Here is a 9,402-nt window from a genome sequence, read left to right as displayed (position 1 = left end):
AATAATGCCGAACGAATCCGATCTACCTATCCTTTATTCTTTGCGCCGTTGCCCTTATGCAATGCGCGGACGAATGGGCATCGCACTATCACAGCAAAAAGTGTTACTTCGAGAAATCATTACCAAAGACAAGCCTAGCGAACTATTAGCCAGTTCGCCAAAAGGGACAGTACCGGTATTGGTGTTACCCAACGGACAAGTCATTGAACAAAGCTTGGATGTGATGAACTGGGCACTTCAACAGAACGATCCTCAAGATCTTCTGCGTTCAAGTGAGCCAATACTTAGCGAACAAGTGCAACAACTCATTAAAACCAACGATGAAGAATTTATTGGCTATTTAGAAAAGTATCGTGCATCGGTTCGTTACCGAAACATCGATGTTGAACAACGCCGACAAGCCTGCGAAACCTTCATTAGTCAGCTGGAAGCGCGACTCACCGATCAGCCCTACTTTTTTGGAGAAACCCCAAGCTTGGCCGATTTTGCGGTGATGCCTTTTGTCAGCCAGTTTGTGCGAGTCGAAAAGAAGTGGTTTGTGAAATCGGAATATCAAAACGTAGGACGTTGGTTAAGAGCGCATCTCGAAAGTAAGCTCTACACCCAAGTAATGAAGCAATACCCTTTGTGGAATGAAACTAAGCAAGATTGTCTTTTTGGTGGATAAGGGTAATTCAAGGATAGAGACAGCATGGCAACCAAGGTAATTACGTGACACTGTATCTTCTTTGTAATGAGCAGATATTCAAAGGCTTAACTGGGGTTCCGTTGTCTCTTTACCGGTAACTACTGTCTCTTAACTAGCGACCACAGTCTAAGCTAAGCCTTTTGTTCATTTTAAACCAATCACTTAATCGCAATCGAAATCTCGACTTCAGTTTCACCTTTGTAGAATTCGAAATCTGTTGTGTAAGCTCGAACATGTGGGCAGTCTGCTGCGTTGAAATACGCCCACACTTCACCCCATAGGTCGATCACAGCTTGCGGTAATTCACCCTCAGCAGAAAACGTTAAGTACTTGCCTGCTTCGATATTGGTTTCAACTAGATTATCTAAACTATTATCGGTAAGCGCATTGGTACACGCGATAACATCAAACTCGCCCGTAAAATCTGACTCGTAGTTGGTGTAAACGCCGTAGACCTTTGAGTCTGGGGTCAGCTTAGGAAAAGCTTGTTCGAAAAAGCCTTGCCACAATTGCCCAATTTGCGCCTTAGCCGGATCAACCTCATCGGTATTGTTGGTTCTTACCGAGAAACCATATGCTTTTACCGCTTCTAATATTTGTTCTTTCATTCTTCTATTTCCTAAGCCATTTTCTTAAACCAGAAGGTTCAGTACGCGTTGAATCGAATTCTAATCTTGAATCTCTTTGTGTCCGCACTTTTCACACACAACATGACGAGAAAACTCATCCATAGAGGCGATAAAAGGCCCAAAAAACCACCCTTTAATTACGCCTGCGATAAATTCATGTCGCTTTTGGTTTGGCTTGCCTGCAAATGCACTTTCCTTTCTCACCAAAACAACAACATGTTGCGTACGTTCACGACAAGATGTGCAGTAGCCTTGCTCTATTGAATTATTCATATGTCACCCTATGACGTTTTGAAAGATATTTGCTTAAAATGAGGGTTGTCGACACACACTTCTAATTCGATAATTTCAGTCAACACAACAAGTTGTTCTCGACCTTCAACACTTAGCTTGATGCACTCTTCTCGGTCTTGGTTACGCTTAGTATCTAAAGCAACACCTTCAATCCATTCACCAGAATTCAAAGTCAGCTTAATTGGGTACCGGTGCATACACACAATTTCAATATAATCGTAATCACTGCAACTAATCATAATGCCTCCCATTCATCCATCACGCTAATGCGGCACGCTGTACTATGCAAACTGTTTATAATCAATCATTTACTTAGATCACATTGCTTACCTTTAATCACATAAGCGAATTTAAGTTAAGTTTAGTTTAGTCTCGCTGTAGTCATTCACGTTTCTTTTACTCACGCTTATTTATTCTTGCACCGTTAAATAACAATCGAGAATAAAACAATGAAATACATCAACCAGTTACACGTGTTAGCTTTCTTGGGTTTAGTCGCTTCAATGATGGCGTTTAGTGCGAGTGCTGCCTCAGAAGTCGATGCGAGCCACTTCGCCAATGGCAAAACCAAATATCGACAACTTTGTCAGGTGTGTCATGGCGACAAAGGTCACGGAGACGGGCCTACAGCCGCTTCATTGCCACACAAGCCCGCTAACATCGCTAATAAATTGAGCGGCTTTTTTACCAGTCCAAGTTCTTTGGCGGATGACATTTTAGAAGGCGATGTAGAGCAAGGCAGGCCAGCGTGGCAAGGTGTAATCACAAAGCAAGATACTCTGGATATTCTGACGTACGTAGAAGCAATTCAGTAAGTTTTCACTTGTTTGAGTATTCTTGTATAAACATCATGTGGGAATATATTTTCACGCGAAGCTATATCGGGAAGGCGACTACTTGAGTGCCTTCCAATATTGGTAAAGTCCACCGATATCTGAAGAACACATCAGCGACATTGCACCTTTGATTTGCTCTTCGCTCCACTCCCACCATTTCATTTCTAGTAGCTGTGTAATTTCCGCTTCGCTAAAGCGGTATCGAATGTGGCGTGCTGGGTTCGAACCGACAATCGAGTATGGTGCAACGTCTTTAGTCACAACCGCTCGACTTGCAATGATAGCCCCATCACCGACCTTAACACCGCTCATAATCATGGCCTCTGTGCCAATCCACACATCGTTACCAATCACAGTGTCGCCTGAGCGTTCAAAGCCGTCTATCGCACCTTCAAACTTCTCATCCTCTTGATAGAAAAACGGGAATGTACTCACCCACTGGTTTTGATGCCCTTGGTTGCCCGCCATCATGAACACGGCACCAGAGCCAATCGAGCAATAACTGCCGATGATTAACTTATCGATGTCTGTTCTATCAGGTAAAAGATATCGCGCACAATCATCAAAGCTGTGGTTGTGGTAATAACCTGAGTAATAGCTGTGTTCGCCCACAATGATGTTTGGGTTAGTCACTTGTTCTTTGAGTGACTTGCCAACAAACGGGCTTTCAAAATAGTTTTTCATGTTTGTACTCTTAGTTTCGTTCTTTTAGTTAGGTACTTTTGTTGCGTGGTTCTTCACAAGCGTTTTTTAGAGCCTACGTTCTCTTAATTTTAGAGCCCCTAGGCCCTATCGACCGCCCGCAATATCAATAAATGAGCCAGTGACATATGAAGCTTCATCTGATAACAACCAAGCGATAGAGTTCGCGACTTCTTCTGGTGTGCCACCTCGTTGTAACGGTAGCTGCGAAGCTAGTCTGTCTACGCGATCAGGCTCTCCGCCGTCTGCGTGCATCTCAGTATAAATACAACCTGGCCTTACGCCATTCACTCGGATGTTACGCGCTGCAAGCTCAAGTGATAGTCCTTTGGTCAGTGAATCCATCGCACCTTTCGATGCTGCGTAATCCACATACTCAAACGGTGCACCTGTGCGAGAAGCGGCAGACGATACATTCACAATCGACCCTGCACCATCGGCTTGTTTGATAAAGGCTTTACTGCATAAGAAACAGCTTGAGACATTCGATTTCATGACCTTTTCAAAGCGATCAATTTCGATGTCTTCTAGTGCAGATTGGGTAAACAAGATCCCGGCGTTATTGACCAAGTGGGTAATTGGCCCAAGCTTATGACGTGCAATTTCGAACAGAGATTTTACGTCCGACTCTACTGACACATCGGCACGCACACAGATAGCAGTACCGCCCTGCTCGCGTATCTCATTCACCAGTTCATCAGCTTTTGATTCATTGTGTATGAAATTGACACACACCGCATAGCCTTGTTTTGCTAATAGCTTCGATGTAGCGGCACCAATACCTCGGCTTCCGCCTGTAACGATTACGACCTTGTTCATGAAATCTCCTAACTCGCTGACTTTTAATTTATCTCATTGTTGTTATGCACATACTCTATTGTGAGCTTCGAGTTATTTTATTTGGTGTTCTGCATTTGGCCTTGTTACTTGAGTGATTCAGGGCTCGCTATCTGAACCCACTTTGCACGCCACTCTTGTGCAGCAAAGCCATCTGGCCAAAACTCAGTTTGCTTTTGGATTAAACCATCAACAACCGTGTGAAAGGTAATCACGCGATCGTTTAATACGCTGTCCGTCACTGATACATCTGTCACGACAGTATCACCTTCGCAAACAATCGAGTTCAGCTCAAACTTCCAAATCCCATTCGCTGGGTATTCAGAGTTGATCGCTGTGAAGTTATCACGCCCTACCGTCAATTCAGACGACTGAGGCCAATACCCTTGAAAATCTTCCGCTAGCCATTCGGCCGCTTTGGCAAAGTCGTTGGTGCGCATTGCATCCCAATATCCTAATACCACTTGTTTTGGTGTCATTATTCTTCCTTAAAGCCATTCAGGTGTGGTGATTTGTAAACGTCTGCTTCGTTATGCGGACTTAGCTTTCTATGCGTACTTACCGATGATCGTTAAAAGGTCATCGACACTGTTAGCGATGTAATCGGGCTTGGTTTGCCAATTTTCAGGTTCCGATCGGCTATAACCTGCGGCTACGGCAATCACTTTTGCATTGTTACCCAGCGCGGCTTCAATATTGCGAGCAAACTGTGTGTCTGCTTCATGGTCACCGATATACATCAAACAATGCTCGTTAGTCTGATTAACGCCAAATATGTTCTCGACACATTTCACACCACCAAATGGATGGGGTTTTTGGTTGCCGTTCGAGACATCGTCATAACCCACGACCGATTTAAACAAATCGCCGATGCCATAACTGTCGAGCACACCACGAATATTCAATTGAGAGTTTTGAGAGCAGATCCCATGTGGAAGATGAGCGAACTGACTAACCACGGTTTCCATTCCTTCAAACAAGGCAACGGCTGTTTGGTTTTTCTCTTGATGCTCAGCCCACATTCCACCAGCGACCAACATTTCGTCATGGGATAAGCCGTAATAGTCGACATATAAGGCTTGCCAGTTTTTAGCCCCGTGGTTGGCTTCATGATAAAGCGCTTCGCTAAGCAAATATTTAGGTAAGTTGTCACCTGACAAGTGTGGCGCGACTAAAGAGATGATGTCTTTTGTGATTGCGATATTCTTTGGAACGGAATTAACTAAGGTTCCATCGTAATCCCACAGGATGGCATCTAACTTCATACATTATCTCTTTGTTTAAATTAACAATTTGAATTTATCATTCAAAAGCGTATTAAGGGAAATCTTATTGTCTTGAATTTCAAAATTTATCTAATCAGAGCAAAGCTAGATAACAATCCGTTGCTCGCGAGCAAAAACCAAACAGCCTTTACTCACATCACTGCTTTATCAATTGCAATATATGCGTATAATCCCCGCTCCATTGCGCTATCGCCATTAAAAATAGCGCCTTTCAACATTTTTAATGAGTACCCAATGTCGAAACTATTTTTCAAAGGCCGTATCGAAACAAGACAGAACCACGTTCTTGCAGGCTACAACGTAAACCGCGATGTGAAAGCGGGTACTGAAGAATCTCCAATTGCTGTAATGGTTCAAACTGACGCACGCAAAGCAGAAGTCGAAGCACTAGCTGCTGAAAATACTATCTTCGTTACCGTTACAGTAAACGCGGACAAAGAAGAGAACACCATCGAGCTTGATACTCTACTAAACAAGCCAAAAACGATGACGTTTGAAAAGACCCCTAACCGTAATGATCCATGCTCTTGCGGTAGCGGTAAGAAATACAAGAAGTGTTGCGCATAAGGCTTCTCACTAAAACTACCAATAGCGCGATGAATTAAGTAATACCTAACGGGAAGATCATTGAGGTCTTCCCGTTTTTATTTGTATAAGCCAAACTCAGTCTAAGTTGTCTGGTGTACGTAAATTGGTTCCACACTTTGTACATTTATAGTCACCGTTTCCGCCACTTGAAGATAGCGACGATAAAATCATTCCAAGCAACCCTGGCTTCTTTTCATGTTGTGGCGCTTTTTCGGCTTGGTTACTGAACATAGTGTACTTGTGGAGTGTCAGTTCCTTACAGTTACAGCAGAACGCTCTCGTCTTCTCACTTCCATACATAATATCTATCGCCTTAATTCAAAGCACAAACCACATATATGACAAATATGCTACACGTTGAATTAAATCTAAACATATTCATGAAGTTATGAGCAAACCAAAACGTTGAAAGCAACGCGCGGCATTAATGACCATTACACGTGTCGATGAACAAAGTTATTCAATTCACTCACGCTTCTGATTATGTGAACCTCTTTCTCTTTTGCGTGAAATTCTAATCGCGCTCTAAAGTCATCATTCCAAAATTTTGGGCAGAGTTTTAGTGTCTTATAACTTTGTATCGTACCTTTTATAACTGAACTTCCATCAGGCCAGCCTTCAGGTTTAACGAACATCCCTTTTAGCATTCGCTTTGTGACGAACCAGTAACTAATGGGATAAGGAAGGTCGATATAAACCAAAGTATCAGCGGCATCTAAACGTGCGTTGAATGAACCTAATGGGCCAAATCCATCAATGATCCAGCTTTCTGACTTAAGTATACTCTCATGGGCCTGCTCGAATACTTCACGTTCAACAAACTCTCCACTGGCCTTATAAACAATAGAGTCCAACTGGTGAAGCTCTATACCTGTAGCTAGCGCTAACGCTTTGCTGACTGTGGACTTTCCACTCCCAGGCTTGCCAAAAACCGCGATCTTTTTCATATGACTTCCTCTCTATTCAGATAAAACCCATAAGACAGATACAAAAAACCCACCTTACGGGTGGGTTCGATAAACAAAGCGCATCAACAATCCCACCATTCCTATGGAATGATGATAATTCGTTGGTTAGATGGCGCTAAGTTCAGTTTCATAGAACCACTTTTATATATTGCGCTTATATTGTCAACGACACAGAGAGACAATCGAGTAAGTTCTCTAAGGCGTATGGCACTTAATCAAGATTTCGTTTTAGCAACCGTCGCTTCCGATAACTTACTAAGCACACCTGAAATCTTCTTAATCACTTCATCACAGCCATTAATCGCATGACGATTTACCAAGTAATTAGGATCGTTGTAAGATAACCATACCTTCTTACTAGAATCTTCAGTGACTAACACCTTCTGCGGTAAATCTATCGCGACTTCTTGAGCACATTGCATTAATGGTGTCCCTACTTTCGGGTTACCAAAGATGATGACTTCGGTTGGTCTCAATTCAAGATCGACCTTACTCGCGTTTTTCTGATGGTCGATTCTCGCAAACAAGGTCAAGCCTTTGCTTTTGGCGATTTCTTCAAAGCGGTCAGCAGTCTCTTTCACTGAGTAATTACTTTGGTATTTAATCAAACCATCAGAAGCCGCAGCTGAAAATGATGCCGAGAGTAAAATGGCGCATAGTGGTAGTAATTTTTTCATCGTCACCTCTGAGATTTAACCTAATCAAACTTACATTCATAGCGCCACCTCTAAAATCAGCGACGTAACCCATGTCAGTATAGACGCGTTTCCATTCTCAGTTTGCAGAGAGGATCACTTTTCTAATGCGTCTTATTATCATCAGTTTAGCTAAGCGTTCTTCCATTCGTTAGCTCATGGAGTCACTTCAAAGAAGAGAGCTAATACATATAGCCAAGCCAATCAACATCCCCTAAACACCATTGCTTTCCGTTCAATGACTTTACATATAGGTCATTAATCTCTTCAACAGCGACGCCATAACTAAGGTGCTCATGAAGCCTTAACCAAGAGTTAGTACTTGGAGTTTGGACATAGCCTTGTGAGGAATAGAAATCATGAAGGTCTGATATCAAAATAATGAAATCGACATCCCTATTCTTTGCATACTCATCCAATTCAGACAGCATAGATGTACCAACACCTTGCCCTCGGACATTCTCAGCAACACAAAAATCAATAACACCTAATACTTTGTACGCACTGTCACCAACACTGATCATACGGTAATCAAGACCAAGATAACCTGCGAGTCGTCCTTCACGGTATTCTAGAGCTCGCATATGAGGGAGCTGTTTATAATAAGAACGCTCTACCTGATGATCGGGGAAGGCGCTATTTCTCAGGTCAGTAATGGCTTGATGTTGCTCTTTAGACACTTCAATTTCGGATATGATTTCCATACAGTCCCTTGTGGTTTCTGACTCATATTTATTGTTGTCAGGAGATTTACATCAAATTTTCATACCCAATTAATGCCACGATTTAGTCCCACATTTTTCACACTGGTATTCGTAATCACTGTCGACATAAATACCGGGAACATTATGGTCACCTTTAAACAATAACGTCATCAGGTACTCCATCAACACACCTAACTTCCATTGGTTCTTTTCAGATTCAGCTTCCGCTTTAGATTGAGCATCGGAAGCGTTAACAGCAAGGTGCGGGGTAAGTGCGTTACACTGTTCACAGTGATAAGGGTGTTTAATATACTTATTATCAAGCATTTATATAAACCAACTAATATTTATAAAGTTGATGCATACTAACAACTTATCACTCGGTTCTCGAACTTATTGTGGTCCAATAGCGTTTTATTAGAAAGAAATGAGACGTACGAGAAGTGCCATACATCTTGAATCAGTTACCATCGTGATTTCCCTCATTGAACCACTAAAGCTAATCTTACGCTAAGGTATGAAATTAACTTTTACTTTAATAACCCCTTGTCCGCAGCCCCTTCAAGTTGCACTTCTAGTTCTTTCCATAGAGCACGACTGCCTTTAGAAATACGCTCGCCATTGAAACTCAGTACTTTGTCTTTGGATATGTTGTGCTTCTTCCAGCTGTGGCCACCACCATGGATGTTATGAAGCAAAGGCGGCACTCTATCCATCGCCTTACCAAATCGAGCTTCCGCTGACTCGCCCGCTTCGAACTCAAGCCATAATTCTAAATACTCGCTTCTTGAATGGCTCGGCAATGATTTCAACAGGCGCTCGACGCAGTTTCTCTCTTTGAGCTTGTTTTCTTCGGTTTCACTGGCATAAATAATAGTGTCTCCGGCATCGATTTCCCCAAGGTCATGAATCAGCAGCATCTTCATCACTCGCGTAATATCGATTTCTTCATTGGCATAGTCTTTCAACATGAGCGCGCTCAAACAGACGTGCCAACTGTGCTCTGTCGAGTTTTCATATCGGTCCAATCCAACCGGCTTTGTCTGTCGATGAACATCCTTTAATTGTTCAATTTCGACCATGAATTGCAGAATGCCTTTGATTTCTTCCACGATGAGCTTCCTTAACTTAAGTTGATGATTTATCGGAGCTGAGGGTTAAAAGAGCGACAAAGG

General features: G+C 42.6%; 16 protein-coding genes. 3 read left to right on the top strand and 13 right to left on the bottom strand.

Translation table 11 applies throughout. The features are described 5' to 3' along the window. Positions 1 to 4: 4 nt before the first annotated feature. Positions 5 to 667 (top strand): glutathione S-transferase, encoded by a 663-nt coding sequence (locus OC193_RS07700; RefSeq protein WP_080967358.1) that lies wholly within the window; start codon positions 5 to 7, stop codon positions 665 to 667. Positions 668 to 846: 179 nt separating this feature from the next. Here the strand turns inward: OC193_RS07700 and OC193_RS07695 are convergent, their stop codons facing one another. Genes OC193_RS07695 through OC193_RS07685 form a run of 3 tightly spaced genes read right to left on the bottom strand, consistent with a single transcriptional unit; the run spans position 847 to position 1,850 of the window. After that, a complete protein-coding gene (locus OC193_RS07695) occupies positions 847 to 1,296 on the bottom strand; it encodes a GyrI-like domain-containing protein (RefSeq protein ID WP_048664986.1) in 450 nt (149 codons plus the stop codon). 60 nt (positions 1,297 to 1,356) lie between these two features. Next, positions 1,357 to 1,590: a hypothetical protein gene (locus OC193_RS07690; RefSeq protein WP_048664985.1), complete on the bottom strand. Its 234-nt coding sequence runs from the start codon at positions 1,588 to 1,590 to the stop codon at positions 1,357 to 1,359. Positions 1,591 to 1,598: 8 nt separating this feature from the next. After that, entirely contained in the window at positions 1,599 to 1,850 is a 252-nt protein-coding gene (locus tag OC193_RS07685) for a Rho-binding antiterminator (RefSeq protein ID WP_048664984.1), read from the bottom strand. Positions 1,851 to 2,060: 210 nt separating this feature from the next. Between OC193_RS07685 and OC193_RS07680 the strand changes: the two genes are divergently transcribed. Beyond that, a complete protein-coding gene (locus tag OC193_RS07680; protein ID WP_048664983.1) occupies positions 2,061 to 2,426 on the top strand; it encodes a c-type cytochrome in 366 nt (121 codons plus the stop codon). 78 nt (positions 2,427 to 2,504) lie between these two features. Here the strand turns inward: OC193_RS07680 and catB are convergent, their stop codons facing one another. The 4 genes from catB to OC193_RS07660 form a co-directional block, all read right to left on the bottom strand. Further along, positions 2,505 to 3,131: a type B chloramphenicol O-acetyltransferase gene (gene catB / locus OC193_RS07675; RefSeq protein WP_048664982.1), complete on the bottom strand. Its 627-nt coding sequence runs from the start codon at positions 3,129 to 3,131 to the stop codon at positions 2,505 to 2,507. 105 nt (positions 3,132 to 3,236) lie between these two features. Continuing rightward, positions 3,237 to 3,968 carry an SDR family oxidoreductase gene (locus OC193_RS07670; protein ID WP_048658675.1) on the bottom strand — a complete coding sequence of 244 codons (732 nt, stop codon included), beginning with the start codon at positions 3,966 to 3,968 and terminating at the stop codon, positions 3,237 to 3,239. Between the two features lie 104 nt (positions 3,969 to 4,072). Further along, on the bottom strand, positions 4,073 to 4,465 hold the full coding sequence (locus OC193_RS07665; RefSeq protein WP_048664979.1) for a nuclear transport factor 2 family protein: 393 nt from the start codon (positions 4,463 to 4,465) through the stop codon (positions 4,073 to 4,075). A gap of 69 nt (positions 4,466 to 4,534) precedes the next feature. Next, positions 4,535 to 5,251 (bottom strand): HAD family hydrolase, encoded by a 717-nt coding sequence (locus OC193_RS07660; protein WP_048664978.1) that lies wholly within the window; start codon positions 5,249 to 5,251, stop codon positions 4,535 to 4,537. Positions 5,252 to 5,506: 255 nt separating this feature from the next. On the opposite strand from OC193_RS07660, the gene OC193_RS07655 reads away from it, so the two are divergent. Beyond that, a complete protein-coding gene (locus OC193_RS07655; RefSeq protein WP_048658672.1) occupies positions 5,507 to 5,839 on the top strand; it encodes a PBPRA1643 family SWIM/SEC-C metal-binding motif protein in 333 nt (110 codons plus the stop codon). A 96-nt stretch (positions 5,840 to 5,935) separates the two neighbouring features. Here OC193_RS07655 and OC193_RS07650 read toward each other — a convergent pair whose 3' ends face one another. The 6 genes from OC193_RS07650 to OC193_RS07625 form a co-directional block, all read right to left on the bottom strand. Beyond that, the gene (locus OC193_RS07650; protein ID WP_048658671.1) at positions 5,936 to 6,160 is read right to left on the bottom strand and encodes a hypothetical protein; all 225 of its coding nucleotides are present in this window, start codon (positions 6,158 to 6,160) and stop codon (positions 5,936 to 5,938) included. A 134-nt stretch (positions 6,161 to 6,294) separates the two neighbouring features. Continuing rightward, on the bottom strand, positions 6,295 to 6,807 hold the full coding sequence (locus tag OC193_RS07645; protein ID WP_048664976.1) for a P-loop NTPase family protein: 513 nt from the start codon (positions 6,805 to 6,807) through the stop codon (positions 6,295 to 6,297). A gap of 236 nt (positions 6,808 to 7,043) precedes the next feature. Further along, positions 7,044 to 7,505, bottom strand: coding sequence for a DUF302 domain-containing protein (locus OC193_RS07640; RefSeq protein ID WP_048658669.1), 462 nt, complete (start codon positions 7,503 to 7,505; stop codon positions 7,044 to 7,046). Positions 7,506 to 7,705: 200 nt separating this feature from the next. Further along, positions 7,706 to 8,227: a GNAT family N-acetyltransferase gene (locus tag OC193_RS07635; RefSeq protein WP_048664975.1), complete on the bottom strand. Its 522-nt coding sequence runs from the start codon at positions 8,225 to 8,227 to the stop codon at positions 7,706 to 7,708. 69 nt (positions 8,228 to 8,296) lie between these two features. After that, positions 8,297 to 8,554, bottom strand: a complete 258-nt coding sequence (locus OC193_RS07630) for a hypothetical protein (protein WP_048658667.1) — start codon at positions 8,552 to 8,554, stop codon at positions 8,297 to 8,299. Between the two features lie 203 nt (positions 8,555 to 8,757). Continuing rightward, positions 8,758 to 9,339, bottom strand: coding sequence for an HD domain-containing protein (locus OC193_RS07625; RefSeq protein WP_048664972.1), 582 nt, complete (start codon positions 9,337 to 9,339; stop codon positions 8,758 to 8,760). Positions 9,340 to 9,402 lie beyond the last annotated feature (63 nt).

Origin of the sequence: Vibrio crassostreae (genome assembly GCF_024347415.1) — a bacterium.
Classification (GTDB): domain Bacteria; phylum Pseudomonadota; class Gammaproteobacteria; order Enterobacterales; family Vibrionaceae; genus Vibrio; species Vibrio crassostreae.
The sequence above is the reverse complement of the archived record's forward strand: the minus strand, read 5'-3'. Positions and strand labels throughout refer to the sequence as shown.

Coding starts and splice junctions, on each gene's coding strand:
- OC193_RS07655 (WP_048658672.1), top strand. CDS start 5,507: ATGTCGAAACTATTTTTCAAAGGCCGTATCGAAACAAGACAGAACCAC.
- catB (WP_048664982.1), bottom strand. CDS start 3,131: ATGAAAAACTATTTTGAAAGCCCGTTTGTTGGCAAGTCACTCAAAGAA.
- OC193_RS07680 (WP_048664983.1), top strand. CDS start 2,061: ATGAAATACATCAACCAGTTACACGTGTTAGCTTTCTTGGGTTTAGTC.
- OC193_RS07645 (WP_048664976.1), bottom strand. CDS start 6,807: ATGAAAAAGATCGCGGTTTTTGGCAAGCCTGGGAGTGGAAAGTCCACA.
- OC193_RS07640 (WP_048658669.1), bottom strand. CDS start 7,505: ATGAAAAAATTACTACCACTATGCGCCATTTTACTCTCGGCATCATTT.
- OC193_RS07635 (WP_048664975.1), bottom strand. CDS start 8,227: ATGGAAATCATATCCGAAATTGAAGTGTCTAAAGAGCAACATCAAGCC.
- OC193_RS07660 (WP_048664978.1), bottom strand. CDS start 5,251: ATGAAGTTAGATGCCATCCTGTGGGATTACGATGGAACCTTAGTTAAT.
- OC193_RS07670 (WP_048658675.1), bottom strand. CDS start 3,968: ATGAACAAGGTCGTAATCGTTACAGGCGGAAGCCGAGGTATTGGTGCC.
- OC193_RS07685 (WP_048664984.1), bottom strand. CDS start 1,850: ATGATTAGTTGCAGTGATTACGATTATATTGAAATTGTGTGTATGCAC.
- OC193_RS07630 (WP_048658667.1), bottom strand. CDS start 8,554: ATGCTTGATAATAAGTATATTAAACACCCTTATCACTGTGAACAGTGT.
- OC193_RS07690 (WP_048664985.1), bottom strand. CDS start 1,590: ATGAATAATTCAATAGAGCAAGGCTACTGCACATCTTGTCGTGAACGT.
- OC193_RS07695 (WP_048664986.1), bottom strand. CDS start 1,296: ATGAAAGAACAAATATTAGAAGCGGTAAAAGCATATGGTTTCTCGGTA.
- OC193_RS07700 (WP_080967358.1), top strand. CDS start 5: ATGCCGAACGAATCCGATCTACCTATCCTTTATTCTTTGCGCCGTTGC.
- OC193_RS07665 (WP_048664979.1), bottom strand. CDS start 4,465: ATGACACCAAAACAAGTGGTATTAGGATATTGGGATGCAATGCGCACC.
- OC193_RS07650 (WP_048658671.1), bottom strand. CDS start 6,160: ATGTATGGAAGTGAGAAGACGAGAGCGTTCTGCTGTAACTGTAAGGAA.